Source organism: Nocardioides sp. SRI_004, from assembly GCF_057586415.1.
In genome coordinates, this window is the sequence record NZ_JBYCZV010000002.1 from 51476 (window position 1) to 78472 (window position 26997).

The 26997-nt window shown below is 72.0% G+C and carries 23 protein-coding genes; 8 read left to right on the forward strand and 15 right to left on the reverse strand.

What is annotated here, in order from left to right; all coding sequences use genetic code 11:
* Window positions 1-61: 61 nt before the first annotated feature.
* The 4 genes from AC2YHB_RS02385 to AC2YHB_RS02400 form a co-directional block, all read right to left on the reverse strand.
* The gene (locus tag AC2YHB_RS02385; protein WP_487353416.1) at window positions 62-1312 is read right to left on the reverse strand and encodes an SfnB family sulfur acquisition oxidoreductase; all 1251 of its coding nucleotides are present in this window, start codon (window positions 1310-1312) and stop codon (window positions 62-64) included.
* The gene (gene sfnG / locus AC2YHB_RS02390) at window positions 1312-2433 is read right to left on the reverse strand and encodes a dimethylsulfone monooxygenase SfnG (protein WP_179649817.1); all 1122 of its coding nucleotides are present in this window, start codon (window positions 2431-2433) and stop codon (window positions 1312-1314) included. Before sfnG ends, AC2YHB_RS02385 begins: the two co-directional genes overlap by 1 nt.
* A gap of 122 nt (window positions 2434-2555) precedes the next feature.
* Window positions 2556-3812 (reverse strand): acyl-CoA dehydrogenase family protein, encoded by a 1257-nt coding sequence (locus tag AC2YHB_RS02395; protein WP_487353417.1) that lies wholly within the window; start codon window positions 3810-3812, stop codon window positions 2556-2558.
* Window positions 3813-3822: 10 nt separating this feature from the next.
* Complete coding sequence (locus AC2YHB_RS02400) at window positions 3823-5091, reverse strand: acyl-CoA dehydrogenase family protein (protein ID WP_179649813.1); 1269 nt, start codon at window positions 5089-5091, stop codon at window positions 3823-3825.
* Between the two features lie 160 nt (window positions 5092-5251).
* Here AC2YHB_RS02400 and AC2YHB_RS02405 point away from each other — a divergent pair, with 160 nt between their 5' ends.
* Window positions 5252-6187, forward strand: a complete 936-nt coding sequence (locus AC2YHB_RS02405) for a LysR family transcriptional regulator (protein ID WP_179649811.1) — start codon at window positions 5252-5254, stop codon at window positions 6185-6187.
* 73 nt (window positions 6188-6260) lie between these two features.
* Complete coding sequence (locus AC2YHB_RS02410) at window positions 6261-7061, forward strand: NYN domain-containing protein (protein ID WP_179649809.1); 801 nt, start codon at window positions 6261-6263, stop codon at window positions 7059-7061.
* A gap of 176 nt (window positions 7062-7237) precedes the next feature.
* On the opposite strand, the gene hemE is transcribed toward AC2YHB_RS02410, so the two are convergent.
* Window positions 7238-8302, reverse strand: a complete 1065-nt coding sequence (hemE, locus tag AC2YHB_RS02415; RefSeq protein ID WP_487353418.1) for a uroporphyrinogen decarboxylase — start codon at window positions 8300-8302, stop codon at window positions 7238-7240.
* 69 nt (window positions 8303-8371) lie between these two features.
* Between hemE and AC2YHB_RS02420 the strand changes: the two genes are divergently transcribed.
* Both AC2YHB_RS02420 and AC2YHB_RS02425 read left to right on the forward strand, forming a co-directional pair.
* Window positions 8372-8986 (forward strand): DUF3000 domain-containing protein, encoded by a 615-nt coding sequence (locus AC2YHB_RS02420; RefSeq protein ID WP_179649805.1) that lies wholly within the window; start codon window positions 8372-8374, stop codon window positions 8984-8986.
* On the forward strand, window positions 8986-10359 hold the full coding sequence (locus AC2YHB_RS02425; protein ID WP_487353419.1) for an HRDC domain-containing protein: 1374 nt from the start codon (window positions 8986-8988) through the stop codon (window positions 10357-10359). Before AC2YHB_RS02420 ends, AC2YHB_RS02425 begins: the two co-directional genes overlap by 1 nt.
* Here AC2YHB_RS02425 and AC2YHB_RS02430 read toward each other — a convergent pair.
* The 5 genes from AC2YHB_RS02430 to AC2YHB_RS02450 all read right to left on the reverse strand — a co-directional run bounded on the left by AC2YHB_RS02430 (window position 10248) and on the right by AC2YHB_RS02450 (window position 17793).
* Window positions 10248-11687, reverse strand: a complete 1440-nt coding sequence (locus AC2YHB_RS02430; protein ID WP_179649801.1) for an extracellular solute-binding protein — start codon at window positions 11685-11687, stop codon at window positions 10248-10250. The two genes, AC2YHB_RS02425 and AC2YHB_RS02430, sit on opposite strands and share 112 nt — an antisense overlap.
* 138 nt (window positions 11688-11825) lie before the next feature.
* Complete coding sequence (locus tag AC2YHB_RS02435) at window positions 11826-12419, reverse strand: hypothetical protein (protein WP_036547673.1); 594 nt, start codon at window positions 12417-12419, stop codon at window positions 11826-11828.
* Window positions 12420-12526: 107 nt separating this feature from the next.
* Entirely contained in the window at window positions 12527-16378 is a 3852-nt protein-coding gene (gene hrpA / locus AC2YHB_RS02440; protein ID WP_487353420.1) for an ATP-dependent RNA helicase HrpA, read from the reverse strand.
* A gap of 69 nt (window positions 16379-16447) precedes the next feature.
* A complete protein-coding gene (locus AC2YHB_RS02445) occupies window positions 16448-17275 on the reverse strand; it encodes a hypothetical protein (protein WP_487353421.1) in 828 nt (275 codons plus the stop codon).
* Window positions 17272-17793 (reverse strand): SigE family RNA polymerase sigma factor, encoded by a 522-nt coding sequence (locus tag AC2YHB_RS02450; RefSeq protein WP_487353422.1) that lies wholly within the window; start codon window positions 17791-17793, stop codon window positions 17272-17274. The genes AC2YHB_RS02445 and AC2YHB_RS02450 overlap by 4 nt, the downstream gene beginning before the upstream one ends.
* A 199-nt stretch (window positions 17794-17992) precedes the next feature.
* Between AC2YHB_RS02450 and rocD the strand changes: the two genes are divergently transcribed.
* The 3 genes from rocD to amaB are packed head-to-tail and all read left to right on the forward strand — an operon-like array spanning window position 17993 to window position 21857.
* Window positions 17993-19225 (forward strand): ornithine--oxo-acid transaminase, encoded by a 1233-nt coding sequence (gene rocD / locus AC2YHB_RS02455; RefSeq protein WP_487353423.1) that lies wholly within the window; start codon window positions 17993-17995, stop codon window positions 19223-19225.
* The gene (locus tag AC2YHB_RS02460) at window positions 19222-20331 is read left to right on the forward strand and encodes a saccharopine dehydrogenase family protein (RefSeq protein WP_179649793.1); all 1110 of its coding nucleotides are present in this window, start codon (window positions 19222-19224) and stop codon (window positions 20329-20331) included. The genes rocD and AC2YHB_RS02460 overlap by 4 nt, the downstream gene beginning before the upstream one ends.
* Window positions 20331-21857 carry an L-piperidine-6-carboxylate dehydrogenase gene (amaB, locus tag AC2YHB_RS02465; RefSeq protein ID WP_179649791.1) on the forward strand — a complete coding sequence of 509 codons (1527 nt, stop codon included), beginning with the start codon at window positions 20331-20333 and terminating at the stop codon, window positions 21855-21857. Before AC2YHB_RS02460 ends, amaB begins: the two co-directional genes overlap by 1 nt.
* A 144-nt stretch (window positions 21858-22001) precedes the next feature.
* Here amaB and AC2YHB_RS02470 read toward each other — a convergent pair whose 3' ends face one another.
* Genes AC2YHB_RS02470 through AC2YHB_RS02485 form a run of 4 tightly spaced genes read right to left on the reverse strand, consistent with a single transcriptional unit; the run spans window position 22002 to window position 25965 of the window.
* Complete coding sequence (locus tag AC2YHB_RS02470; RefSeq protein WP_036547654.1) at window positions 22002-22442, reverse strand: SRPBCC family protein; 441 nt, start codon at window positions 22440-22442, stop codon at window positions 22002-22004.
* A gap of 20 nt (window positions 22443-22462) precedes the next feature.
* A complete protein-coding gene (locus AC2YHB_RS02475) occupies window positions 22463-23563 on the reverse strand; it encodes an FUSC family protein (protein WP_036547652.1) in 1101 nt (366 codons plus the stop codon).
* 18 nt (window positions 23564-23581) lie between these two features.
* Complete coding sequence (locus AC2YHB_RS02480; protein ID WP_036547650.1) at window positions 23582-24418, reverse strand: SDR family NAD(P)-dependent oxidoreductase; 837 nt, start codon at window positions 24416-24418, stop codon at window positions 23582-23584.
* Window positions 24415-25965, reverse strand: a complete 1551-nt coding sequence (locus AC2YHB_RS02485; RefSeq protein ID WP_179649789.1) for a flavin-containing monooxygenase — start codon at window positions 25963-25965, stop codon at window positions 24415-24417. The genes AC2YHB_RS02480 and AC2YHB_RS02485 overlap by 4 nt, the downstream gene beginning before the upstream one ends.
* Before the next feature lie 50 nt (window positions 25966-26015).
* Between AC2YHB_RS02485 and AC2YHB_RS02490 the strand changes: the two genes are divergently transcribed.
* Window positions 26016-26624 (forward strand): TetR/AcrR family transcriptional regulator, encoded by a 609-nt coding sequence (locus AC2YHB_RS02490; RefSeq protein WP_036547645.1) that lies wholly within the window; start codon window positions 26016-26018, stop codon window positions 26622-26624.
* 75 nt (window positions 26625-26699) lie between these two features.
* On the opposite strand, the gene AC2YHB_RS02495 is transcribed toward AC2YHB_RS02490, so the two are convergent.
* Entirely contained in the window at window positions 26700-26975 is a 276-nt protein-coding gene (locus AC2YHB_RS02495) for a hypothetical protein (RefSeq protein WP_036547642.1), read from the reverse strand.
* Window positions 26976-26997: the final 22 nt, after the last annotated feature.

A 26997-nucleotide genomic window follows, 5' to 3' on the forward strand; every position in this document is an offset into this window, starting at 1 on the left:
CGGTTGCCTTTCGGGTGCAGAGGTCTCGTGACAGTCGCTGCGCGACGTCCTCGACCACCGCTCAGATCTGGCCGTGGTTGGGCGGTGGCGTGCCGTCGATCGCGTGGCGACCGAGGTGGTGCACCTTCCAGGCGGCGGGGTCGTGCAGGGTGTGCGTGCGGGCGTTGCGCCAGTGCCGGTCCAGGCCGAGGCCACGCAGCGCCGAGCGGGTGCCCGCCACCTCGAAGAGCCGGCTGGACGCCTCGAGCGAGGCGGCCGTCGTGGACGCTCGGGCCGCGGCGATCGCGAGGCTGGCCTCGGCGGCGGTCTCCGCGGTGAGGTCCGCACGGGCCCGGTCGACCGCGCGACCCGCCTCGGCGACCAGCGCCTCGGCGGCCCGCACCTGCAGCTCGACCTCCCCGAACGCCTGCACGATCAACGGGTCGTCGGCGGCACCCTCGGTGTCGTAGAGCGCCAGCGCGTCCGGGTAGGGACGGCTGCTGGTGGTCACGAACGCGGCCGCCTCCCGCACCGCCGCGCGGGCGATGCCGGCGTCGATCGCGGCGTGGAGCAGCTGCGCGAAGGCGCCGTACACCTGCGGGCGCTCGAACGTCAGGTGGTACGACGTCACGCGGTCCGCCGCGACCCGTACTCCCTCGAGCCGGACGGTGCCGCTGGCGGTCGTGCGCTGCCCGAGCCCGTCCCAGTCGTCGATCACCGTGACGCCTCCGGCGTGGCGCTCGACCCACGCCACGGCGAGGGGTCCGCCCTCGCCGAGGTGCGCCAGCACGGGGATCCAGTGCGCGAGGTAGGCACCGGTCGCGTAGCCCTTCTCGCCGTCGAGCACCCAATCGCCCGGCCGGTCGGGGTCGGGCCGCAGGGTCGTGGCGTGCTCGCGCACGTGGCGGCTGCGGATCTCCGACTGCGCGTTGCCGAACCGCTTGCCGGCGACGACCTCGCCGAGCAGGAAGCGCTTCTGCTGCTCACTGCCCTGCTCGACGAGCGCGTTGACGTAGACGAAGTGGCTGTGCGGGACCTGGGCCACGTTGGGGTCGCCGGTGGCGAGGATCCGCACGACCTCGGCCAGCACCTCGGCGCCGAGCCCCGGGCCGCCGTACTCGACGGGGACGGTGATCGCCAGCAGGCCGGACGCCGAGAGCGCCTCGACCTCGGCGACCGGGAGGATCCGCTCCCGGTCGCGCCGGGCCGAGTCCTCGGCGAAGGCGGCGGCCAGGTCGGTGGCCGTCGCGATCGCCGAGGCGGCGGTGTGGGTCGCCGGGTCTCGTGACGGTCGCTGCACGACCTCCTCGACCACCGGGGGTGCCGCTGACATCAGACCCGCTCCAGCTCCGCGGCCTCGAGCTCGCGGACGATCGGGAGCACCTCGCGCCCGAAGTAGGCGACGTCCTCGAGGTAGTGCAGGAAGCCGAGCAGGAAGAGGTTCACGCCGCGCTTCTTGTACTCGATGATCCGGGTCGCGATCTGCTCGGGCGTGCCGATCAGGCCGGTGCGGAAGCCGTCGTTGTACTGCACCAGGTCGGCGAACTCGGAGTCCTGCCACATGCCCTTCTTGTCGCCGGTGCTCTGGCCGGCCTGCTTCACGGCCGAGCCGAAGCCCTCGACGGCCTCGCGGTCGGCCTTGTCGACGATCTCGCGCAGCACGTCGCGGGCCTCGGCCTCGGTGTCGCGGCCGATGAAGAAGCCGTTGACGCCGAACTTCACCTTGCGGCCGTGGACGGTCGCGACGTCGGTGACGTCCTGGATCTGCTCCGAGATGCCCTCGGGGGTGTTGCCGTTGGCGAAGTACCAGTCCGAGACCCGGCCGGCCATGCCGCGGGCATCGGTGGAGTTGCCGCCCTGGAAGATCTCCGGGTGGGCGCGGCCCGGGACCTCGAAGGGCTTGGGCTTCAGGTCGAAGTCGTGCAGGCGGTAGAAGTCGCCGTTGAGCTCGGCGTGCTCGGAGGTCCAGATCTCCCGCACGTAGCGGATGAACTCCTCCGAGCGGCGGTAGCGCTCGCCGTGCTCGAGCCATGGCTCACCGAGCTTGGTGAACTCGTCCTTGAACCAGCCGCTGACCACGTTGATGGCCGCGCGGCCGCCGGAGATCTGGTCGGCGGTGGCGATGAACTTGGCCAGCACGCCCGGCTGCCACAGGCCCGGGTGGACGGCGGCGATCACCTTGAGGCGCTCGGTCGCGAGCAGCAGCGCGAGGCTGAAGCTGGTCGACTCGTGCTGGTAGGCGGCGCCGTACGACGCGATGTAGCGCACCTGCGAGAGGGCGTACTCGAAGCCGTTGTTCTCGGCGAGCCGGGCGAGCTCGACGTTGTAGTCGTAGCTCCAGTCCGTGCGCTGCTCGATCTTGCTGACCACCAGTCCCCCACTGACGTTGGGGACCCAGTAGGCGAACTTGATGGGCTCCGCGAAGGCCTCGCGGTCGAAGACGTTGTCGGTCATGGGATGCACCTCGGAGATAAGTCGAGTAGTTCGATAGACATTAGCGGACAGATGGCGGGACGCAAGACGCAACAGGGTCGCCGGCCCCGTGGAACCGACGACCCTGCGAGAGGCAGAACCTTTCAGCGCGCGGTGCGACCGATGGCCCAGGCGTACGGCGGCGGGGTGCCGTTGACGAGGTGGCCACCGACCACCCGCGCCTTGAGGATGCGCGGGTTGTGCGAGGACACCGTGCGGGCGTTGCGCCAGTGGCGGTCGAGCCCCTTGGCGATGGCGGTCCCCGAGGCGCCCAGCGTGTCGAACAGGTCGCTCGTGAGGCGGAGCACCAGGTCGGTGACGACGACCTGGGCCGCCGACGACTCGATCTCGGCCCGCTCGTTCGCGGCCGCCACCTGCTCGGGCACGTCCGCCGCCACCGCGGCCAGGTCGGCGACCTCCTGCACGGCGTGCGCGACCCGCAGCGCGGCCGCCTCGGCGGCGTACACGGCGGCGGATGCCTCGCCGATCCGGGCGAGCACCTGCGGGTCGTCGCGCACCCGCGACGCGTTGGCGTGGGAGTAGTTCCGCTCGCGGTTGCGGACGTGCTCGACGAAGTCGTCGACCGCGGCCCGGCCGATGCCGGCGAGGACGGCCAGCAGGTTCAGCTGGTAGAGCGCGGTCTGGTACGGGAAGCGCTCCCCGAACGGCAGCACGTCCGCGGCCGCGACGATCGCGCCGTCGAAGGTGGTCGTGCCGCTGCCGGTGCCGCGCTGGCCGAAGCCGTCCCAGTCGTCGGTGACGGTGACCTCGGGCTCGCGGGTGTCGACGATCGCGATCGCGAACTCCGGCTCCTGCCCGAGGCCGGCCCCCTCGGCCGGCTCACGCACGATGCGGGCGTAGACGTCGGCCCACTCCGCGTAGATCGTGCCGGTCGTGTAGAACTTGCTCCCCGTCAGCCGGAAGCTGCCGTCCGGCTGGGCGGTGAGCACGGTCTGCTGGGAGTCGATCGCGGTCGCGCCGACCTCCGACCACGCGTTGCCGGCGATCTCGCCGTCCACGAAGCGGTCGAACCACACCCGCTGGTCGCGGCCCCGCGCGTGCTGCCACAGCCGGTCCTCGACGAGGGCCGCGTGGCCGCGCAGTGCCTGCGGCAGGTTGCTGTCCGCGGCCGCGAGGTCGATCCAGAGCTGCGTGAGCTCGGGTATCGAGGCCCCGCGGCCGCCGTACCGGGTCGGGACGCGCAGCGCCCCGAAGCCGCGCTCCTTGAGGCGGCGCACCTCCTGGTCGGGCAGCACGTCGTCGAGCTCGCGCTGCAGGGTGCCCAGGCCGATCTCCTCGAAGACCGGTCCGTACGACGCCCGGAGCTCCTCGAGCAGGGAGCGGGTCTCGGTGATGCTCATCGCGACCTCCTCACGTGTACCAGGTCGGCTCGGGCAGCTCGCCGAGCAGCGCGTAGCGGCCCACCTCGGCACGCTTGTGCGCGACCGGGTCGTGGAGGCTGTGCGTGCGGATGTTGCGCCAGAAGATGTCGAGGCCGACCGAGCTCGCGGTCGCGCGGGCTCCCGTGACGTCGTACACGCGGGTGCCGATCTCGAGGCCGGTGTCGATCGCGACCTGCTTGGCCGCGGCGATGACGACCTCAGCCTCGCCGCGCTCCTCCGGGGTGACCGTGTCGGCGTGCGCGTTGATCGCCTCGATCAGCGTCGCGGCCCGCTCGGCCAGGGCCTCGGCGGCCCACAGCTTCGAGCGCAGGTCGCCGTAGGCCTCGAGGATGTAGAACTCCTGGGTCGCCGTCTCCTTGAGGTCCGGCGTGTAGGGCCAGGGGCGGGTCTTCTCCCGCGTGTACGTCGCGGCCGTGGCCAGCGCACCCTCGGCGATGCCGAGGTAGATGTTGGCGAAGATGATCTGGATCAGCGGCACGTTGAGGGTGTTGTAGACCCGCGGCTGGAACTCCCAGCCGGCGTCGGTGCGCACGTAGCCGGCAGCCGAGGCCCACGGCGTGCGGACGCCGTCGATGACGACCCCGCCGCTCTCGGTGAGCCGCTGACCGAGAGTGTCCCAGTCGCCCTTGAACCGGATGGCCGGCTGGTCGGTCGGCACGATCGCGAAGACGTGCTGGTCCGTGCCCTCCAGGACGCCCTCCAGCACGGTGACGTCGGAGATCCGGCCGCCGGTCGAGAAGGACTTCTCACCGCGGAAGACGAGCTCGCCGTCACCGTCCTCGGTACTGTGCTCGACAGTGATGGCCAGGTCGGCGTCGCGGGGGTTGACCGCGCCGCCGAAGAACCACCTCTCCTTGGTCGCCTGCTCCTCGACGGCGGCGATCTGCTCGGGGGTGCCGACCAGGCGCGCCGCCCAGAACCACAGCAGGTGGTAACCCAGCAGCTGGCCGATCGACCCGTCGCCGGCACTGACCGCGCGGATGACACGCAGCGCGGTCGTCCAGTCCTGGCCACCACCGCCGTGCTCGACCGGGCCGAGCAGGGTGACCAGCCCGGAGTCCTTGAGGAGCTGCACCTCGGCCGTGGGTACGGCGAGCGCGCGGTCCCGCTCGACAGCGTCGGCCGCCAGCGTCGTGGCCACCTGGCGGGCCCGCTCGAGCCATCCCTCCGGGGTCGTCGGTCGGTCGGTCCACCCGCCGGCAGCGGTGCCGGTCGCGGTGGTGAGGTCAGCGGTCATGGGGCGTTCTCTCCTTGCGGGTCGTGGCGAGACGAACAGTCGTGTTACTGTTTGTCTACAGACTTACTTGACTTAGTGGGACCGGCAAGGCCTGCAGCGGCAGGATTCGCCGATCGCGTGATCGGCCGGAGCACTCAGGGCCAGGAATCAGGAGCAGGACATGCGGATCGAACAGCTGGAGTACCTCGCGGCGGTGACGCAGCACGGTTCGCTGCGCCGGGCGAGCGAGAAGCTCCACCTCTCCCAGCCGGCGCTGAGCGAGGCGATCACCAAGCTCGAGCGCGAGCTGCGGGTCACCCTGCTCGACCGCCGCCGCTCGGGCGCACGGATCAGCCGCGAGGGCCGGGAGCTGCTTCCCTACATGAACGAGGTGCTCGCCGCGGTCGACCGCCTGCGCACGGCCGCCGGCGACCAGCGCACCGACACCCGCGTGATCCGGGTCGGCACCGTGCACGCCGCCACCTCGACCCTCCTCGTCCCCGCCGTGCGCGCCTTCCAGGAGCGCCACCCCGGCACGACCGTCGAGGTGCTCACCCTCCAGCAGGCGCAGATCGACGAGCAGCTCGCCGAGGGCACCCTCGACCTCGGCCTGGTCAACGTGCTCGACGGCGACGACCCGCCGATCGGCCTCGACGGGGTCGACCTCCTGCACGGCCGGCCGGTCGCCGTACTCCCGGCGGGGCACCCGCTCACCGCCCGTCCGCAGGTCACGATCGACGAGCTGCGCATGGAGCGCTTCGTGATGATGCGCGCCGGCTACGTCATGCACCGCTACGTGCACCGCGCCTTCGGCCCCGAGGTCCCGCCGGCCGCACACAGCACCGACGGCGCCGAGATGGGCAAGGCGCTGGTCGCCGAGGGCGTCGGCGTGACCGTGCTGCCCGACTACTCCGTGATCGGCTGCCCGCTGCACCGGGTCGGGATGATCGAGTCCCGCCCGATCGCCGGCAACCAGACCTTCGTCACCCTGCAGCTGCGCCAGCGCAAGACGCTCCAGCAGCCGCTGCCCGTCCGCGAGCTGCAGAACGCCCTCGCCACCCGGGCGACGGAGTACCGCGCCGCGTCGGCAGCGACGAACGCCAGCGCCGCGTCCTGACCACGTCCTCGGAGGTTGAGGTGCGAGGCGCGCCAGCGCCGAGCCTCGAGACCCGGTCGGCCATGATGGGGCGGTGACCGACCGCATCGCCGTACTCATCGACGCCGACAACACCTCGCACCGCTACGCCGCCGACCTGCTGGCCGAGCTCGCGAAGTTCGGGAGGCCGACGGTGAAGCGCGCCTACGGCGACTGGCGCAGCGACTCCCTGAAGGGCTGGGCCGCCAAGCTCAACCAGCACGCGATCAGCCCCGAGCAGACGATGGCCTACACGGTCGGCAAGAACTCCACCGACTCCGCGCTGATCATCGACGCGATGGACCTGCTGTACTCCGGCAACGTCGACGCCTTCGCGATCGTCTCCAGCGACAGCGACTTCACCCGGCTGGCCACCCGGCTGCGCGAGTCCGGCAAGACCGTGTACGCCGTCGGGCGCAGCAACACGCCGCAGGCCCTGCAGGAGGCGTGCGACCGGTTCATCCGCCTCGAGCTGCTCGACTCGGCCCCGGAGGACATCGCCGCCCCGGCCGCTCCGGAGGGGGCGGCGAGCGCCGACGCGCCCGCGCTGCCCAACCTGCAGAGCCTGCTGACCCGCGGCGTCAACAACGCCTCCGACGACGACGGCTGGGTCTCGCTGGCCACGTTCGGCAACTACCTGCGCACGACCTATCCCGCCTTCGACCCCCGCTCCTACGGCTTCGCCAAGCTGCTCGACCTGGTCCAGGCGCAGCCCTTCCTCACCACCGAGGGCTCGGGCAACGCCGTGCGGGTCAGCGTGAAGGGCCGCACGACGACCGCGCCGGCGAAGAAGGTCGCCGCGGCGAAGAAGGCGGCGTCGAAGAAGCCGGCTGCGAAGAAGGACCCCAAGAAGTAGGTCCTTCGCGGCCGGGTCGGGCGGACGTCATACGAACCGCGCGCCCGCGCGACCGACTCGCATGACGTCACTCGCCCGCCGCGGCGAGCCAGGCAGGACGTCATGCGAACCGCGCGCCCCGGCGACCGCTTCGCATGACGCCAACCCGCGGACCGCGGCGACCGCGACGAAGGAGCTCAGCCGAGCGGGTAGGCGTGCACGAAGTCGGTGAGCCGCGCGAGCTGGTCGGGGTTCGTGGACGGGATCACGCCGTGGCCGAGGTTGAAGACGTGGCCGCGCGCGGCGCGACCGGCCTCGATGACCTCGGCGGCCCGCGCGGTCATCACCTCGGTCGGCGCGAAGACCAGGGTCGGGTCGAGGTTGCCCTGGACGCCCCGCTCCGGCCCGATCCGCTGGATGCCGTCGGCGAGGCGGACCCGCCAGTCGACGCCGACGACGTCGGCACCGGCGTCGCCCATCAGGTCCAGCAGCTCGCCCGAGTTGACGCCGAAGTGGATCCGCGGGACGCCGGTCTCGCCGATCGACGACAGCACCTGCGCCGACCACGGCTGGACGTACTGGACGTAGTCGTCGCGGTTGACGGCGCCGGCCCACGAGTCGAAGAGCTGGACGGCGGAGGCGCCGGCGTCGACCTGCACCCGCAGGAAGGCGGCGGAGATCGAGGCGATCTTGGCCATCAGCGCCTCCCAGACCTCCGGGGCGCCGTACATCATCGCCTTGGTGTTGGCGTACTCCTTCGAGGGACCGCCCTCGACGAGGTACGACGCCACGGTGAACGGCGCCCCCGCGAACCCGATCAGCGGGGTGCCGCCGTTGACGCCGGCCAGCTCGCCGACGAGCGTGCGCACGGCCTCGGTGATGAACGGGACGTGCTCCGGGGTGAGGTCGGGGATCGCGGCGACGTCCGCAAGGGTGCGGACCGGGTGGGCCACGACCGGACCGACGCCGGGCTTGATGTCGAGGTCGACCCCGACGGCCTTCAGCGGCAGCACGATGTCGGAGAAGAAGATGGCCGCGTCGACGCCGTACCGGCGCACGGGCTGGAGCGTGATCTCGGTGATCAGCTCGGCGTTCATGCAGGACTCGAGCATGCCGACGCCCTCGCGCACCTTGAGGTACTCGGGGAGCGAGCGTCCGGCCTGCCGCATGAACCACACCGGCGTGTGCGGCACGGCCTCCCCGCGGGCTGCCCTGAGGAAGGCACTGTTGCTGAGCGGGGAGCCGGAAGGTGCGGTCGTCACGGGGTCAGGGTCTCAGGTGAACGGCGTGGGACGCACATCGATCCGCCCCCCGAGGCCTAGGGTGACCTCATGGTCGCCCGCCAAGAGACGCACCAGGGGTCCGGCGCGGCCGGGACCCCTCGGGAGTTCACGCAAGCAGTGGACAGCCTGCGCGCCGCGACCTTCCGGCCCGAGGTCTTCTGCGAGGAGATGCCGGCGCCGCAGCGGATCGCCCCCTACGCGACCGCCCTGTCCGCCGACGTGACGGTCGACGACGAGGAGGTCGCGACCGGCCGCCTCGTCGTGCTGCACGACCCCGCGGGCAACGACGCCTGGGAGGGCACCTTCCGCTGCGTCGCCTACTGCCGCGCCGAGATCGACCACGACCTCGCCACCGACCCGCTGCTGACCGATGTCGGCTGGACCTGGCTGACCGACGCGCTGCAGGCGCACGGGGCCGAGTACGTCGCCGAGTCGGGCACCGTGACCCGGGTGGCCACGGAGAGCTACGGCTCGATGGCCGGCGAGCCGGGCAACGCCCAGCTCGAGATCCGGGCGTCCTGGACTCCCGTCGACACCACCGACCTCGCCGCCCACGCCGAGGCGTGGGGTGAGCTGATGTGCACCGCCGGTGGCCTGGAGCCGGTGCCGGACGGGGTGGCCGTGATGCCCTCGCGTCGTGGCCAGCGGGGCGGCGCCGGCTGATGGCCCAGCAGCCGGACGAACAGGGCGCGACGGACGCGGAGGAGGCCCCTCCCGTCGAGCTGCTGACCCTCGCCGACGGCCTGCCGCCGGTCATCGACACCCCGGACACGCTCGCGGCCTACTGCGCCGCCATCGCCGCCGGTTCGGGACCGGTCGCGATCGACGCCGAGCGGGCGTCGGGCTACCGCTACTCCAACCGTGCCTACCTGATCCAGGTCAAGCGCGAGGGGGCCGGCATCGGCCTGATCGACCCGATCGCCTTCGACGACCTCTCCCCGCTCGCCGACGCGATCGGCGACGCCGAGTGGATCCTGCACGCCGCCACCCAGGACCTGCCCTGCCTCGCCGAGGTGGGCCTGCGCCCGGCCGCGCTCTTCGACACCGAGCTCGCCGGCCGCCTGCTGAACTACCCCCGCGTCGGCCTCGCCACCCTCGTCGAGGTGCTGCTCGAGCGCCAGCTGCTCAAGGAGCACTCCGCCGTCGACTGGTCGACCCGCCCGCTGCCCGAGCCGTGGCTGGAGTACGCCGCCCTCGACGTCGAGGTGCTCGTCGAGCTGCGCAACCTGCTCGCGGCCCAGCTCGAGGAGGCCGGCAAGGCCGACTGGGCCCGGCAGGAGTTCGAGAACCTCCGCGCCTTCACCCCCACCGTCCGGGTCGACGCCTGGCGCCGCACCTCGGGCCTGCACAAGGTCCGCGGCCGTCGGACGCTCGGCGCGGTCCGCGCCCTGTGGGAGGCGCGCGACCGGATCGCGCAGGAGCGCGACGTCACCCCGGGCCGGCTGATCCCGGACGCGGCGCTGGTGGCCGCGGCCACGGCGATGCCGGCCAACCGGGGGGCGCTGATGTCGACGCCGGGCTTCCACGGACGCGGCGCCTCACGCTACGCGAACGAGTGGCTGGCCGCCGTACGCGAGGCGGCGGAGCTGCCCGAGGACCAGCTCCCGACGCGGGTCTCGCACGGCGACGGTCCCCCGGCCCCGCGGGCGTGGGCCGACAAGGACCCGGTGGCCGCCCGGCGCCTCGAGCTGGCCCGGGCCGCGGTCACGCGGATCGCCGAGGAGCACCAGGTCCCGCTGGAGAACCTGCTCACCCCCGACACGCTGCGGCGCACCATGTGGACCCCGCCGAGGACGCGGGAGCCGGTGGAGCTGCTGGAGGCCGTCATCGACCAGCTGCGCGGCCTCGGCGCGCGCAGCTGGCAGGTCGGCCTGACCGCACCCGCGTTGAGCCGGGCGATCCTCGACGCCGAGAAGCCGAAGCGTCAGTCCCGCGAGCGGTCGTCGGTGGCCCCGTCGGACGCGTCGGATGCGCCCGATGCCGCGCCGGACGGCTCGCCCGACGCGGACTCCGAGGGCGACTCCGACGGCTCGTAGTCGGGGTCGAGCAGCGAACGCGACTTCTCGTCGATCGCGCGCAGCGACGCCTGCAGGTCCTCGAAGTACGGCGTCGTGAGCAGGTTCTCGAGGTCCGTCTTCACCAGCGCCTGCAGCTGGGCGCCCTGGGTCATCAGCGGCGGCATGATCATGTTGCGCACCGACTGGGTGAAGACACCGGCGTGGGCGGGCTGCAGGTCCGGCTGGAGGAACTCGTCGGTCAGCGCGACCGTCAGCTTCGCCGGCTGCAGGTAGCCGGTCTCGGCGAGCTTGCCGACGGGTTCGTCGGCGACGAGGTAGCTGAGGAAGTTCGCCGCTGCCTCCGTGCGGCTCGGGCGGCCCGGCGACAGGCAGATGCCGTTGAGGTCACCGACGGTCTGGTTGGAGCCCAGCGACGGCATCGGCATCACGTCGAAGTTCACGCCGGCCCGGCGCAGCTCCGGGGTGAGCCCGCGGAAGCCGGCGATCATCGCCAGCTTGCCGCGCTCGAACCACTGCAGCGGGGTGCGCTGGCCGAGCTGCTTGGCCGACAGCGTCAGCCGCGGGTCACGGAGCAGCTCGAGGGTCTGGCGCAGGGCGTCGGTCGAGCTGTCCTCGCCCAGGGTGAGGCTGGTCGGGTCGGACTCCTCGTTGAAGACCTGGCCGCCGCCGGAGTAGATGAACGGCGCGAGCCCGCGCAGGGTCGGCTCGATGTAGACGCCCCGGGTGTTCTGCCGCGGCCGGCTGGCGAACTCCGCCGCCGCGCGGAACTCCGCGAGGTTCCAGCCGGAGTGGTCCGGCTTCGGCACCGGCAGGTCCTCGGCCTCCATCGCGTCGAAGTCGACGAGGTCGGTGTTGTAGTAGATGACCATCGGCGAGACGGTGTAGGGCATGCACTGCAGGTCGTCGTCGACGGAGAAGGCCTGGACCGCCTCGCGGGCGAAGTCGTCACCGATCGGGATCTCGCGCTCGTTGACCAGGTCGAGCAGGGGCAGGTTGGCCTTGTCGGCGATCGTCGCGGCCAGCTCGGAGCGCGGCAGCAGGTAGAGGTCGGGCTTCGCCTTGCCGGCACGGACGTCGGCGAGCATGGCCGCGGCGCTCGGCCACGACGACATCGTGACGTTGGTGTCGAGGCTGTCGGCGTTGTAGTCGTCGACCACCGACTTGTAGGCGGCGATCTCCTCCTTGCTGCCCCAGACGGCGAAGTCGAGCTGGGCCATCGTCGGCTTCGACGGTCCCGGCGGGGCCGGCTTCTCGTCGGACCCCTCGGCCAGCATCACCATGCCGACCAGCACGCTCAGCGCCACCACGACGACGACCGCGCCCGTCCGCCAGCCGAACCGACCCACGAGAAAACCACCTTTGACTAGGGAGATCGAGCACACCGGGCCGGGAGCGCCTCACGGCGCAGGGCCGCTCGTAGCGGCTTGTTTTTGGGACCCGGGGCTGCCGCGACCCGGCGTGCTCGACTGTTGATTGTACGGGTGTCAGCCCAGTCCTCGTGACAGCTCGAGGTGTCCGGCGGCCTCGAGCTGCTCGGCGAGCGCGAGCATGCGGCGTACGTCGGCGTCCGGGACCTCCGGGAGACCGGCCCGGCCGGCGGCGACGACCCGGGCGAAGGCGGCGGCGCGGAAGAGCACGTCGGCGAACTCGCCGGACGCGATCCCGCGCAGCACCTCGTCGATCATCTGACGCAGCTCGTCGGGCCCGGGCGGGTCGGCGACACCGGCCACGACCCGGGCGAACTCCGCCCGCGAGCGGCCGGCCTCGAACTGCCGCGCGACGCCCGCCGGGTCGGCGTACACCCACGAGCGCAGCAGGTAGAGCCGCCACAGGCAGCCCGCCAGCGAGTCGGCGGCTGCGTGCGACCACACCTGCGCGATCGCCTCGATGCCCTCGGTGTCGGCCAGGTGGACCAGCCGCTCGGCGACGCCGGCGTCCTCGCTGTCGTGGGCGCCGCGGACCAGGAGCACGGCTGCCCGCTCGGCCGCCTCGGTCACCAGCGCGGGGTCGACCCCGTCCTGCTGCTCGTCGAAGAAGGCGGCCTCCCGGGGGACGGGCTTGTGCGGGCGCTCGGACATCTGACCAGCGTACGGTCGGCGCGGTTCAACTACCGAAATTGTCGTGCTCGGACGGCTTTCACGACAATTCCGGTAGTTGAACCGCAGCCCCGCAGCCGTCAGCAGCGTCAGCCGAGGGCGTCGAAGGCCTTGCGCAGCCGCACGTCGGAGACCGGGCCGTCGACGCCGAGCTGCTGGGCCCAGAGCGAGACGCGGTACTCCTCCAGCATCCAGCGGATCGCGCGCAGCCCCTCCCCCGCGGGCCGGCCCTCCGGCAGCGCCCCGACGCGGGCCAGCCACGCCTCCTGCATCGGCTGCACCAGGTCCATCCGCTGACGGTCCTTCGCGAGCGCGGCCGGACCGCCGGTGTCGAGGGCCGTACGACGCTCGCGCATCGCCATCAGGTAGGTGCGGTGGCGCCGCAGCCGGGCCGCCCCGGCCTCGCCGACGAAGCCGTCGTGGACCAGCCGGCCGAGCTGGCCCTGCAGGTCGGTCAGCGCGGGCAGCAGCGGCAGGTCCGCGCGGCCGCTGAGCAGCCGGTCGACCTCGCGCCAGGTCTCCAGCACCCGCAGCAGGTCGGCCACGGTGCTCCGGACGGCGGCGGGAGCGGTGCTGCGCAGGGTGGCCAGCAGGTCGTCGTACCCACCGCGGGAGCGGACGGGCGGGCGGGCGTCGACCGCGTCGACGACGACGGCGCGCAGGCAGTCGGCGATCAGTGCGGGCGTGGTCGGGTAGGGCGTGCCGGACAGGCCGAGCTTGTCGGCGTTGGACAGCCCGTCCACGACGCCCTTGACCGGCGCGTCCCCCAGCGCCAGCAGCAGCAGTCGTACGACGCCGAGGCGGTGTCGCGCGTCGCGCTCGTCGGCCGACCCGAAGACCTGCAGGCCGACCGTGTCGCCCTCGTCGACCAGTCCGGGATAGGCCTCCACCTCGTGCCCGGCGCGGGTCCAGGTGGCGGTGTCGGCGATGTCGTCGAACACCCAGTCCGTCTCGCCGGTGCGGGCGACACCGGAGTCGGAGGCGACCGCGGCCATCGCCTCGTCGAACTGCGGCTGCAGCGGCGCCCTCAGCTCGGCGAGCGACTTGCCGCGGCCCTGGACCTTCCCGCGCTCGTCGACGACGCGGTAGCTCGGGGTGAGGTGCGGCGGCAGGGCGCCGAGGTCCCACGCCTCGCGCGGCACGTGGACACCCGTCGTCGAGCGGAGGTAGCGCTCGAGCGCGCCGAGCAGCGGCTCCTCCCCCGCCGGGACGGCGGCCAGGAAGTCGCGCGCGGTGTTGGGCGCCGGCACGAAGTTGACCCGCAACGCCTTCGGCAGCCCGCGGATCAGCTCGACGACCAGCTCCTCGCGCAGCCCGGGGACGATCCAGGAGAAGTCGTCGTCGTCGACCCGGTTGAGCGTCGAGACCGGGATGTCGATGGTCAGGCCGTCGTCCTTCGCCCCGGGCTCGAAGTGGTAGCTGATGGGGAAGGTGAGGCCGCCGGCGACCGACCACTGCTCGGGGTAGTCGGCCTCGGTCACCTCCTCGGCCGCGTCGTGGGTCAGCATGGCCGGGTCGAAGGTGAGCAGCGTCGCGCGCTGGCGGCGCTCGTCGCGCCACCAGCGGTCGAAGTGGGCGCCGCTGACGATGCCCTCGGGGATCCGCGCGTCGTAGAAGTCGAAGAGCGTGTGCTCGTCGACGACGAGGTCGCGCCGCCGGGCGCGGTGCTCGAGCTCCTCGGCCTCCTCCAGGAGGCGCTTGTTGTCGCGCAGGAAGTGGTGGCGGGTGTCCCACTCGCCGTACACGAGGGCATGGCGGATGAAGAGCTCACGCGACAGCTCGGGATCGATCCGCCCGTAGTTGACGGGACGGTCGGTGGCCAGGGGGACGCCGTACAGGGTGACTCGCTCGGTGGCCATGACCGCCTGGCGCTTGCGGGACCAGTGCGGTTCGGAGTAGCTCCGCTTCACGAGGTGGGCGCCGAGGCGCTCGGCCCACTGCGGCTGGATCTCGGCGTTCTGCCGGGCCCAGAGCCGGCCGGTCTCGACCAGCTCGCCGGCCATCACGAACTGCGGGTTCTTCCGGGCCAGGCCGCTGCCCGGGAAGATCGCGAACCTCGCCCCGCGGGCGCCGAGGTACTCCCGCGGCCCTGGACGCCGGTTGTCGCGGCGCGTGCCCGGCTTGGGCTTCTCCCGCTCCTCCAGCAGGCCGATGTGGGACAGCAGGCCGGACAGCAGCGCCTGGTGGATGCCATCGGCGTCGGGGAGGTCCGTGGGGGCCTCGAACCGGACACCCATCTCCTTGGTCACCTGGCGCAGCTGCGCGACGAACTCCTGCCACTCCCGCACCCGCAGGTAGTTGAGGTACTCGCGCTTGCACATCCGGCGGAAGGCGCTGCCGGAGAGCTCCTTCTGCTGCTGGCGCAGGTGGTTCCAGAGGTTGAGCAGGGTGAGGAAGTCCGAGCGCTCGGCCTTGAAGCGGGCGTGCAGCTGGTCGGCCTGCGCCTGCTCCTTCGGGTGGTCGGCGCCGGGCCGCTCCCGCGGGTCCTGCAACGAGAGCGCGGCGACGATGACCAGCACGTCGCGGACGCAGCCGAGGCGCTCGGCCTCGAGCAGCATCCGGCCCAGCCGCGGGTCGATCGGGAGCCGCGCGAGGCGCCGCCCGACCTTGGTGAGATCGCCCTTCGCGGAGACCGCACCGAGCTCCTCGAGCAGCTGCACGCCGGCCTGCACGTTGCGCCGGTCCGGCGGCTCCACGAACGGGAAGCGCGCGATGTCGCCCAGCCCGAGCGAGGTCATCTGCAGGATGACCGAGGCGAGGTTGGTGCGCAGGATCTCCGGGTCGGTGAACTCGGGGCGCGCCTCGAAGTCCTCCTCGGAGTACAGGCGGATCGCGATGCCGGCGGCGACGCGGCCGCAGCGGCCGGAGCGCTGGTTGGCCGAGGCCTGGCTGATCGGCTCGATGGGGAGCCGCTGGACCTTGGTGCGCGCGGAGTAGCGGGAGATGCGGGCCACGCCGGTGTCGATGACGTAGCGGATGCCCGGGACCGTCAGCGAGGTCTCCGCGACGTTGGTGGCGAGCACGACGCGCCGCCGCGACCCCTTGGCCGGGGCGAAGACGCGATGCTGCTCGGCGGCCGAGAGCCGGCTGTAGAGCGGGAGCACGTCGATTCCCCGACTGTGCCCGGTTGAGGGGCTTTCGCCGAGGGGGGCCAGCGCCTCGGCGGTGTCGCGGATCTCCCGCTCGCCGGGGAGGAAGACGAGGATGTCGCCGGGTCCCTCGGCCGAGAGCTCCTTGACCGCGTCGACAATGGCCTCGGTCTGGTCCCGGACGATCGGCTCGCCGTCCTCGTCGTCCTCGGGCAGGTCCATCAAGGGTCGGTAGCGGACCTCGACCGGATAGGTCCGGCCGGACACCTCGATGATCGGCGCCGGCTCGCCCGTGCGTACGTCGGCGAAGTGCTCCGCGAAGCGCTCGGGATCGATGGTCGCCGAGGTGATGATGAGCTTGAGGTCGGGACGCTTCGGCAGCAGCTGGCGCAGGTAGCCGAGCAGGAAGTCGATGTTGAGGCTGCGCTCGTGCGCCTCGTCGATGATGATCGTGTCGTAGCGGCGCAGCAGCCGGTCGCGCTGCAGCTCGGCCAGCAGGATGCCGTCGGTCATCAGCTTGATGCGGCTCTGCTTCGACGTCTTGTCGGTGAACCGGACCTGGTAGCCGACCAGGTCGCCCAGCTCGGTCCCGAGCTCGGAGGCGATCCGCTCCGCGACCGAGCGCGCCGCGATCCGCCGGGGCTGGGTGTGCCCGATCATCCGCGGCCGCGCGGCGGGATCGTCGGGGGCCGGCGCTCCACGGCCCAGCTCCAGGCAGATCTTCGGCAGCTGCGTGGTCTTCCCGGACCCGGTCTCGCCCGCGACGATGACGACCTGGTGGTCGCGGATCGCCGCGGCGATGTCGTCGCGACGGGCACTGACCGGCAGGTCGGGCGGGTAGGAGATCTTCACAACCCACCCATTGTCCCGTGCCGACCCCAGCGGGCGGCAATCGGATTGCGCCCGCCGGGGTCGCCCGCCTCACTCGAGGGTGAAGCGCGGGTCCGCGGCGGCCGCGAGGAGGTCGCGGACGGCGACGTCCATGCCGCTCACCGGCGTCAGCGAGTTGTTGCCGAACAGCGTGTTGGCGTCGATGGCGACCGACAGCCCGTCGGTGCGGTGGACGACCACGGCCACACCGCCGTCGTACGACGCGACCCCGGCCGACCGCACACCGGGCAGGTTGACCTTGCGTGGCGCCCAGAAGTCGTAGGCGTAGCGCATCTGCGCGTCCTGCCACGGGCCCGAGGTCACCTCGACCTGGATCATGCCGAGGCCGCTCTCCCCCGGGACGCGCCAGTCCAGCTTCGTGCCGTACGACGTCAGGCGGACCTGTCCTGCCCGGCAGCCGTCGTTGCCCGAGGCCCCCACCTGGTTGTTCGTGCGACCGGGGCCGAGGTGGCGCTCGGCCGGGTCCAGCCGCTCGACCAGGATGGTCCGGTAGAGGTCGAGGAGGTCGGGCGCGGCGGCGACGATCGTCCCGTTGGGTCCGGGCCCCCGGTCGTCCAGGTCGATGCACCGATTCGTCGCCGGAGCAGCGCCTGCGGTCGACGCGGGGGTCGTCACCGGCGTGGCGCTCGGCGTGGTGACCGGGTCCTCGGCGACCGGCGCCTGCTCCTCCCCCGGCGGGAGCACGGCCACGGCGAGGGCCGAGGCGGCCACGACCGCGGAGCCGCAGCCGACGGCCAGCCGGGTGCTGCGACGGCGCCGTCGTCCCCGGCGCAGGTCGCCGGCGGGGTCGGCGGAGGGAGCCAGGGTGTCGGTGAGCCGGTGCAGTCCGGCGCTGAGCTGTTCGTCGACAGGGATCATGTTCGGTTCTCCTCGAGCGAGTCGGATTGGTCGGCCAGCGCGGAGCGCAGCGCGGCGAGCGCGACGGACGTCTGGCTCTTCACGGTCCCGGCACTGATCCCGAGGTCGGCGGCGGTCTCCTCGACGCTGAGCCCCCACCAGTGCCGCAGCACGACGACCCGTCGCTGGCCGGGCGGGAGCGCCCGCAACGCGGACCACAGGGCGTCGTGCTCCTCGACGGCGGGCGCGCCGACGCTGCGCTCCGGCAGGTCGTCGCCGGCGGACGCCTCCCGGCGCCAGGGCCGCCGGGACTCGTCGATGTGGCTGTTCACGAGCGCCCGGCGCACGTAGGCGTCCACCGACCGCGCCCGCTCGACCCGCGGCCAGACGACGTACAGCCGCGCCAGGGCGGACTGGACGACGTCCTCGGCCCGGTGCGGGTCGCCGCACAGGAGCCAGGCCGCGCGGAACAGCTGCGGGCGCCGTTCGGCGACGTACGCCGCGAACGCGTCGTCGCGCCGAGCCCCGGACCGCACCATCGAACCGCCTCTCGCCGCCATCGTGCACCACCGTCACCTGCTTGACGGAGCCACCTGCGGATCGGTTGGGCCGGGCGCGCGTGTCGCGCTGTGGCCTGGGTTACAGTGGACGGAGATTGTCAGACAACGGAGGTTTTGCCCGTTCGTACGCGATTCGGCAGCAAGATTTCCTGCCCGCGAGCTGGGATCGGAGAGCCGCATGAGCCTCACCACCGAACGAACCGGAGTCGCCCCGCGTCGTACCGCGGAGGAGGTCGCCCGCGCGGAGGCCCGCACGGCGCACAACTACCACCCGCTGCCGGTCGTGCTCAGCGAGGCGGAGGGCGCCTGGCTGACCGACGTCGACGGCCGCCGCTTCCTCGACTTCCTCGCCGGCTACTCCGCGCTCAACTTCGGCCACGGCCACCCGCGCCTGCTGGCCGCGGCGCACGCCCAGCTCGACCGGCTCACGCTGACCAGCCGTGCCTTCGTGCACGACCGCTTCGCCGACTTCTGCGCCGCGCTCGGCGACCTCGCCGGCAAGGACATGGTGCTGCCGATGAACACCGGCGCCGAGGCGGTCGAGACGGCGATCAAGGTCTCCCGCAAGTGGGGGTATGACGTCAAGGGCGTCCCCGACGGGACCGCGCGCATCATCGTGGCGGCCGGCAACTTCCACGGCCGCACGACGACCATCGTCGGCTTCTCCGACGACCCCGACGCCCGTGGCGGCTTCGGACCGTTCACGCCCGGCTTCGACATCGTCCCGTACGGCGACCTGGCGGCCCTCGAGGCGGCCATCACGCCGAGCACCGTGGCGGTCCTGATCGAGCCCATCCAGGGCGAGAGCGGTGTCATGATCCCGCCCGACGACTACCTCCCCGGCGTGCGCGCGCTGTGCACGCGCGAGCAGGTGCTCTTCGTCGCCGACGAGATCCAGGCCGGGCTCGGCCGCACCGGACGCACCTTCGCGTGCGACCACGCGGGCGTCGTCCCCGACCTCTACGTGCTGGGCAAGGCGCTCGGCGGCGGCGTCGTCCCCGTGTCGGCGGTGGTGGGCGACCGCGACGTGCTCGGCGTGCTGCACCCGGGCCAGCACGGCTCCACGTTCGGCGGCAACCCGCTCGCCTGCGCCGTCGGCCTGAAGGTGGTGGAGATGCTGCGGACGGGCGAGTTCCAGGCGCACGCGGCCGCGCTGGGCGTCGTACTCCACGACCGGCTGGCCGCGATGGTCGGCCACGGCGTCGTCTCGTTCCGCTCGCGCGGCCTGTGGGCCGGCGTCGACATCGACCCCACCCTCGGCAGTGGCCGCGACGTCTGCGAGCGGCTGATGGCGCGCGGCGTCCTCGCCAAGGACACGCACGGCTCGACGATCCGGCTCGCGCCCCCGCTGGTCATCTCCGCCGACGACCTCGGCTGGGGCCTCGACCGGCTCGAGGAGGCCTTGCGATGAGCCCCGACAACCGCCTCATCAACCAGGTCGGCGTGATCGGCCTGGGCAAGGTGGGCGAGCTCGTCGCGGGGCTGCTCACCGACGCCGGCTTCAAGGTCCTCGGGTACGACGTCGTGGCCCACCCCGGCCTGCGCTTCGAGACCGGCGAGCTCGACGTCACCGACGCCGGCGCGCTGCGGGAGGCCCTGCGCGGCGTCGACGCGGTCATCTCCTGCCTGCCCTGGGACCGCAACATCACCGTCGCCGAGGCGGCCGCCGCCGTCGGCTGCCACTACTTCGACCTCACCGAGGACGTGCCGACCACCCAGCGGGTCATCGAGCTGGCCGCCCGCCACCCGGGCGTCGCGTTCGTCCCGCAGTGCGGCCTGGCGCCCGGGCTGATCGGCATCGTCGGCGCCTCCCTCGCGAAGGGCTTCGAGGAGATCCGCTCCATCGAGCTCAAGGTCGGCGCGCTGCCCCAGAACCCCACCGGGCTGCTCGGCTACGCGTTCAACTGGTCGGCGGAGGGCGTGGTCAACGAGTACCTCAACGACTGCGAGGTGCTCCGCTCCGGCCGGCGCCAAATGGTGCCCGCCATGGAGGAGAAGGAGCGCGTCGTCATCGGCGGCATCGAGCTGGAGGCCGCGCTGACGTCCGGCGGCCTCGGGACGATGTGCCAGACCTACGAGGGCCGCGTGCAGCGGCTCGACTACAAGACGCTGCGCTATCCCGGCCACTTCGACCAGATGCGCTTCCTCTTCGACGAGCTGGGCCTGCGCGAGTGCCGCGAGGAGGTGGGGCGGATCCTGGTGAAGGCCAAGCCGCCGGTCAACGACGACATCGTCTACCTCCACGCCGCCGTCGAGGGCGTCAAGGACGGCCAGCCGTTCCGCGAGAACCACGTCCGCGGCTACCTCCCGATCACGATCCCCGACGGGGAGGGCACCGATCGCAGCTGGCGCGCCATCTCGTGGACCACCGCCTCGTCGGCGGTCGCCGTGATCGAGCTGGTCGCCGACGGCCGCCTGCCCCAGGAGGGCTTCGTCCGCCAGGAGGACATCGCCCTCGAGGACCTCTGCGCGACCCACGCCGGTCGCCGTTTCGCCGACTACGGAAAGATCGCCTGATGACCACCCCGACCGAGCCGCTCGCCGACCTGCCCACCCGCGCCCGCCAGATCCTCGCCGAGCTCGGCGCGGCCGACGCGTTCGCGCCGGACGGCGACCTGGTCGCCGTCTCCCCCGTCGACGGCTCCGAGCTGGGCCGGTTGCGCGCACACAGCCCCGACGAGGTCACCGCGACGATCGGCCGGGCCCACGCAGCCTTCGAGGAGTGGCGCTCGGTGCCCGCCCCGGTCCGCGGCCACCTCGTGCGCGAGCTCGGCGAGCTGCTGCGTGAGCACAAGGAGCTGCTCGGAGAGCTGGTCTCGATCGAGGCCGGCAAGATCCGCTCCGAGGGCCTCGGCGAGGTCCAGGAGATGATCGACATCTGCGAGTTCGCGGTCGGCCTCTCCCGCCAGCTGCACGGCCTCACCATCGCCTCGGAGCGGCCGGGCCACCGGATGATGGAGCAGTGGCACCCGCTGGGTGTCGTCGGCGTCATCTCCGCCTTCAACTTCCCCGTCGCCGTCTGGTCGTGGAACGCCGCCCTCGCGCTCGTCGCGGGCGACGCCGTGGTCTGGAAGCCGTCGGAGAAGACCTTGCTGACCGCGCTCGCGTGCCAGGCCCTCGCTGCTGAGGCGTGCCGTCGAGTGGGGGCGCCGCAGGAGCTGTCCCAGGTCGTCGTGGGCGGGAGCGCGGTCGGCGAGGTGCTGGTCGACGACCCGCGCGTGCCGCTCGTCTCCGCCACCGGCTCCACCCGGATGGGCAAGCTGGTCGCGCCCCGCGTCGCCGCCCGGCTGGGCCGCTGCCTCCTCGAGCTCGGCGGCAACAACGCCGCCATCGTCGCCCCCTCGGCCGACCTCGACCTCGCCGTGCGCGGCATCGTCTTCGCCGCCGTGGGCACGGCCGGCCAGCGCTGCACCTCGCTGCGCCGCGTGATCGTCCACGAGTCCGTCCACGACGACCTCGTCGCGCGCCTGTCCAAGGCCTACGGCACCCTCTCGATCGGCTCGCCGCTCGAGCCCTCGACGCTGGTCGGCCCGCTGGTCGACGCGGCCGCCGCCGAGGCCTTCCTGGGCGCCGTGGAGCAGGCCCAGGCCGACGGTGGCCGGCTCGTGACGGGCGGCACGAGGGCCGACGGCGTGAGCGGCGGACAGTACGTCGTACCCGCCATCGTGGACATGCCGGCGCAGACCGACATCGTCAAGCAGGAGACCTTCGCGCCCCTGCTCTACGTGCTGACCTACCGCGACCTCGACGAGGCCATCGCGCTGCACAACGACGTCGCGCAGGGCCTCTCGTCCGCGATCTTCACCCTCGACGTCCGCGAGGCCGAGACCTTCACCTCCGCCACCGGCTCCGACTGCGGCATCGCCAACGTCAACATCGGCACCTCCGGCGCCGAGATCGGCGGCGCGTTCGGCGGCGAGAAGGAGACCGGCGGCGGCCGCGAGTCCGGCTCCGACGCGTGGAAGGCCTACATGCGTCGTACGACCAACACCATCAACTACTCCACCGAGCTCCCCCTCGCCCAGGGCGTCGAGTTCGGCTGACCCCGCGAAGTGTCAGGTTTTCTCGGCCGAAGTGTCACTCCTGCACGCTCGAAGTGTCGGTGCTGCACGCGGTCCGCGTGCAGCACCGACACCTCGGCGGTGCACCGGTGACACCTCGGCCGTGCAGGAGTGACACTTCGCGCGTCACAAGGACTCGACGTTGCGGACGAGCGCCTCGCTGGTGTGCTTGACCGCGATCCCGACGACCGGCTTCACGGCGGCGGCGATGGCCTTGCCGGCCGGGCCGCCGGGGAGGGTGTAGCTGACCCAGGCGTCGACGCGGGTGCGGTCGCCGCCGAGGTCGGTGAAGCTCCAGCGCTGGGTGGTCTGGATGCCCTTGACCGAGGTGAGCTCGATGAGCCGGTCCCGCTCCCAGCTGGTGCACTGGATGCGGGCCTTCAGCGGTACGCCGACCTTCATCACGCCGTCGTACTGCGCGCCGACGCCGCTCAGCTGCTCGGTGACCGGGTCGATCCTCGTCAACCCGTACATCCAGTCCTTCGTGGTGGTGAAGTCGTCGACGTACGCGAACACCTTGCTGACGGGGGCATCGATCTCGACGCTCTGCTCCACGACATTGGTCACGCGCCGAAGTCTGGCACGCGTCAGCTGCGCGGCGGTGGCGGCAGCGCGTCGGTCGCCTCGAGCTGGCCCATGCCGGTGACCATCAACAGGTCGGCGACGATCGCCCGCAGCTGGGCGAGGATCGCCTCCGCGGTCAGCACCTCGCTTCGCTCGACGACCCCGGTCGCGGCGCCCACCGCCAGCACCGCCTCGCGCGCGTCGACGGCCAGCCGGTCCGCGGCGAGCTCGGCAGCCACCGCGTCAGCGGCATCGGCCAGGTCCGCGGCCAGCACGGCGTACGACGGCGGCACCGGCCTGCGGCGGTACGCCGCGATCGACGTCTGGCGCACCAGCACACGGGTGCTGCGCAGGGCCCGGTCGAGCGGGTCGACCAGCTCGACCATCCGCCGCAGCGGCTCGCGGTGACGCAGCCGGAACGGCGAGGAGCTGACGACCGACATGCCCTCCTCGGCCGCGGCCTGGAGCTCCCGGATCATCCGGTCGGTCGCCCGGGCGTCGGCGAGCAGCTCGAGCGCCGGCGTCACCTCACCGTCGACCATCAGGTCGGAGGCCGCCCGCAGCAGCTCCGCGATCTTGCGCGCGACGGCCGCGGCCTGCTCGCGCGGCCGGCGCAGCGGCGCGGCCGGCACCGCCATGGCGGCGACGAGCGCGACGGACCCACCGATGAGGGCGTCGGTCCAGCGCAGGAAGGCGCCGCCCGCGCCGGGCAGCAGCGCGGCGACGACGATCGACTGCACCGCGGCCTGGGTGACGAAGAGGATGCCGGCGTCGAGCAGCAGCGCGGTCGACATCGCGAGGAAGACGATCAGCCCGAGCTGCCAGGCGCCCGAGCCGATGCCGGCCACCAGTACGTCGGCGACGAAGACACCGATGGCGACGCCGATCGTGACCTCGGCGACCCGCCGCAGCCGTTGCCCGTACGACGTCCCGAGCGAGACGACCGCGGCGATGGGTGCGAAGAACGGCCGCTCGTGCCCGATCAGGTCGGCGGCGACGAACCACGCGACGGCAGCGGCGACGGCGCACTGCAGGACGACCCAGCGCTTGGACTTCCACCGCTGGATGCGGCCGCGCAGCGACAGGCGGCTGCGCGACCACATCCGATCGAGCGACGCCTCCACGGAGGCGAGATTAGTGGGTCAGACGACCTTCGTCGGGAGCACCCGCTTCGAGACCACCGCGACGATGTCCTCGTAGCGCGATCCCGTGAACTTCTGGAAGTTGTGCAGCGCGTGGGCGTCGAGGCCGACGAGCACCCGCGCCTGGTTCTTCGTGATGCCCTTGACGATGATCTCGGCGGCCCGCTCGGGCGTCATCTTCGCGAGCTTCTCGTCGAACAGCTTGGCCGTCGCAGCCTTGTCCTCCTTGTCGGAGACCCGGGCGCTGCGGGCGATGGCGGTCTTGATGCCGCCGGGGTGCACCGAGGTGACGCCGACGTTGTGGCCGGCGATGAGCATCTCCTCGCGCAGCGCCTCGGTGAAGCCGCGGACCGCGAACTTGGTGGCGTTGTAGGCGCTCTGGCCGGGCATCGCGAGCAGGCCGAAGAGCGACGACAGGTTGACGACGTGGCCGTCACCGGAGGCGATCAGGTGCGGCAGGAACTCCTTGGTGCCGTAGACGACGCCCCAGAAGTTGATGCCGACGATCCACTCCATGTCCTCGTAGCTGAGGTCGATCGCGTCACCGGCGAGCGCGACGCCCGCGTTGTTGATGACCACGTTGACCTGGCCGAAGTGCTCGGCCACCTCGGTCGCGTACGACGCGAAGGCGGCCTTGTCGGAGACGTCGAGCCGCGCGGTGTGCACGTCGGGCGAGCCCGCCTTCAGCGCGAGCTCGACGGTCTCGCCGAGGCCCTCCTCGTTGACGTCGGAGAGCGCCAGCCGGGCGCCCTTGCCGGCGAGGTTGACCGCGAGCGCGCGGCCGATGCCGGACCCGGCGCCGGTGATGACGACGACCTTGTTGCTGAGGTTCTTCACGAGCTGACCTTCTCCTGGGACGTGGGGGACTGCGTGGACTTCGGGGGCTGGACGGGCTGGACGGGCTGCACGTCGTACTTGTCGATGTCGAACGAGCGCAGGTGCTGGCGGAACGTGAAGGTCTGTCCCGGCCAGAGGGTGGTGTTGTTGCCGAACTTGTCGAGATACCAGCTGGCGCAGCCGCCGGTCTGCCACACGGTCGGCTTCATCTTGCGGCGGATCTCCGCGGTCCACGCGTCCTGCGCGGCCTGGGTCGGCTCGACCACGGCGAGGCCCTCGGCGCGCATCGCCTTCGCGGCCTCGACCACGTAGCGGACCTGCGACTCGATGATGAAGATCATGCTGGAGTGGCCGAGCGCCGTGTTGGGGCCGACGACCTGGAACAGGTTCGGGAAGCCGTGGATCGTCGTCCCCTTGTACGCCGCCATGCCGCCCTCGTCCCAGACGTCGGCCAGCGTGCGGCCGCCGCGGCCGGTGATGTGCTGGGCGATCGGCGGCTCGGTCACGTAGAAGCCGGTGGCCACCACGAGCACGTCGATGGGCCGCTCGACCCCGTCGGCCGTGACGATCGCGTCGCCGGTGATCTTCTGGATCGGGTCGGTGACCAGGTCGACGTTGTCGGCGTCGAGCGCGGGGTACCACTTGTTGGAGATCAGGATCCGCTTGCACCCGGCGCGGTAGTCCGGGGTGACCTTCTTGCGCAGCTCGGGGTCGGTGATCCCCTTGGCGATATTGCGCTTGCCCTGGAGCTCGACCGCCCGCATGGCCTGCGGGAACCTCGCGAACGCCGGCACGCGGGCCTCGAGGGTGCCGTAGACGAGCGAGCGCAGGGCGCGTTGGGCGCCGGGGACGTTCTTGAACACGGCCTTCTCGAAGCCGGTGAAGGAGCGCTCGTTGCGCGGGATCACCCAGTTCGGGGTGCGCTGGTAGACGTCCATGTGGCCGACCACCTTCTGCAGCTCGGGCACGAGCTGGATGGCCGATGCGCCCGTGCCGATCACGGCGACGCGCTTGCCGGCGAGGTCGACGTCGTGGTCCCAGCGGGCCGAGTGGAAGATCTCGCCCTGGAAGGAGTCGATGCCCTCGATCTCCGGCAGGCGCGGCTCGGAGAGCCCGCCCGAGCCGGAGATGACCGTGCGGGCGGCGTACTCCTTCGGGCCGTCGGGGCCCTCGGTGCGCACGATCCAGCGCTGCTCGTCCTCGTCCCAGCGTGCGTCGACGACCGCCGTGTCGAACACGAACCGGTCGAGCGTGCCGGAGTCCTCGGCGACCTTGCGGGTGTACTCCCAGATCTCCTGCTGCGGCGAGTAGACCTTGGACCACTCCGGGTTCAGCGCGAACGAGTAGGAGTAGAGCTGGCTCGGGACGTCGCACTCCGCGCCCGGATAGGTGTTGATGTGCCAGGTGCCGCCGACGTCGCTGTCCTTCTCGATCACCACGAAGTCGCGCTCCGCGGCCTCGTCGAGCTTGATCGCGGCGGCGAGGCCGGCGAAGCCGGCGCCGACGATGAGGTGGTCGACATTGCTGCGACCCGGGGTTGCACTCATGGCGGCGACGCTATTGGCACTATTGAACATCTGTCAATAGAGTGGGTCGCGTGACGACGACCACCCCCTCCCCGAGATCGCGGAGCCGCCTGACGCCCGACCAGCGGCGCCTGCAGCTCCTCGAGCTCGGCATCCGCCTGCTGACCAACCGGTCGCTGGAGGAGCTGTCGATCGACACCCTCGCGGAGGAGGCCGGCATCTCGCGCGGCCTGCTCTACCACTACTTCGGTGGCAAGCAGGGCTATCTCGAGGCGGTCGTGCAGTACGCCGCCGACGACCTCTACCGCCGTACCGCTCCCCCGGCCGAGGGCGAGCCGCTCGAGCGGCTGCTCGGCTCGATCACCGGCTACGTCGACTACGTGATCGAGAACCAGGACGCCTACCGGTCCCTGCTCAAGTCGGCCGCCGGCAGCAACGAGGCCCTGCGGGCGATCTACGAGACCACCTTCACCGCGCTCGCCGACCGCTTCTTCACCGTCGACACCGGGACCCTCGACCTGCCCGACACCCCCGCGGTCCGGCTGGTCATCCACGCCTGGCAGGCGATGGTCGAGGACCTCGTCCTCACCTGGTGCGACAACCCCGCCGGCCTGACCCGCGACGACCTGGTCAAGGTGATCACCTCGGCACTGCCCGCGATCATCGACACGCTCCCCTGACGCGGCTGCCCCGTCGCCCCGAAATGCAGCGAGCCGGGCTCCCGTGCGGGAGCCCGGCTCGTGAGCCTGAAGGGATCAGGGCAGGTTGGCGATGTCGCCGCACTCGTCCTTGACGGCGTCGGTGAACTCGTCCTCGTCGCCCTTGACGTCCTTGTTCTTCTCCAGCCAGTCGGTGAGGGCCTTGCTGGCCTCCGCGGCCTTCGCCGTGTCGCCGGAGTCCGCGGCGGAGGTCGCGTCCTTGAGCAGGTCGCAGTACTCCTTGGCGAGCTTGCCCTCGTCGGTACCGCAGGCGGTGAGCGAGAGTGCGGCAGCCAGCGCGATGGCGCCGAGGCCGAGGGTGGTCTTCTTCATCAGGTTTCTCCCGTGCTGAGAT

Bases quoted from the DNA above. Each gene is read 5' to 3' on its own strand.
- AC2YHB_RS02385 (WP_487353416.1), bottom strand. From the start codon at position 1,312: ATGTCAGCGGCACCCCCGGTGGTCGAGGAGGTCGTGCAGCGACCGTCA.
- sfnG (WP_179649817.1), bottom strand. From the start codon at position 2,433: ATGACCGACAACGTCTTCGACCGCGAGGCCTTCGCGGAGCCCATCAAG.
- AC2YHB_RS02395 (WP_487353417.1), bottom strand. From the start codon at position 3,812: ATGAGCATCACCGAGACCCGCTCCCTGCTCGAGGAGCTCCGGGCGTCG.
- AC2YHB_RS02400 (WP_179649813.1), bottom strand. From the start codon at position 5,091: ATGACCGCTGACCTCACCACCGCGACCGGCACCGCTGCCGGCGGGTGG.
- AC2YHB_RS02405 (WP_179649811.1), top strand. From the start codon at position 5,252: ATGCGGATCGAACAGCTGGAGTACCTCGCGGCGGTGACGCAGCACGGT.
- AC2YHB_RS02420 (WP_179649805.1), top strand. From the start codon at position 8,372: ATGGTCGCCCGCCAAGAGACGCACCAGGGGTCCGGCGCGGCCGGGACC.
- AC2YHB_RS02425 (WP_487353419.1), top strand. From the start codon at position 8,986: ATGGCCCAGCAGCCGGACGAACAGGGCGCGACGGACGCGGAGGAGGCC.
- AC2YHB_RS02435 (WP_036547673.1), bottom strand. From the start codon at position 12,419: ATGTCCGAGCGCCCGCACAAGCCCGTCCCCCGGGAGGCCGCCTTCTTC.
- AC2YHB_RS02445 (WP_487353421.1), bottom strand. From the start codon at position 17,275: ATGATCCCTGTCGACGAACAGCTCAGCGCCGGACTGCACCGGCTCACC.
- AC2YHB_RS02450 (WP_487353422.1), bottom strand. From the start codon at position 17,793: ATGGTGCGGTCCGGGGCTCGGCGCGACGACGCGTTCGCGGCGTACGTC.
- rocD (WP_487353423.1), top strand. From the start codon at position 17,993: ATGAGCCTCACCACCGAACGAACCGGAGTCGCCCCGCGTCGTACCGCG.
- AC2YHB_RS02460 (WP_179649793.1), top strand. From the start codon at position 19,222: ATGAGCCCCGACAACCGCCTCATCAACCAGGTCGGCGTGATCGGCCTG.
- amaB (WP_179649791.1), top strand. From the start codon at position 20,331: ATGACCACCCCGACCGAGCCGCTCGCCGACCTGCCCACCCGCGCCCGC.
- AC2YHB_RS02485 (WP_179649789.1), bottom strand. From the start codon at position 25,965: ATGAGTGCAACCCCGGGTCGCAGCAATGTCGACCACCTCATCGTCGGC.
- AC2YHB_RS02495 (WP_036547642.1), bottom strand. From the start codon at position 26,975: ATGAAGAAGACCACCCTCGGCCTCGGCGCCATCGCGCTGGCTGCCGCA.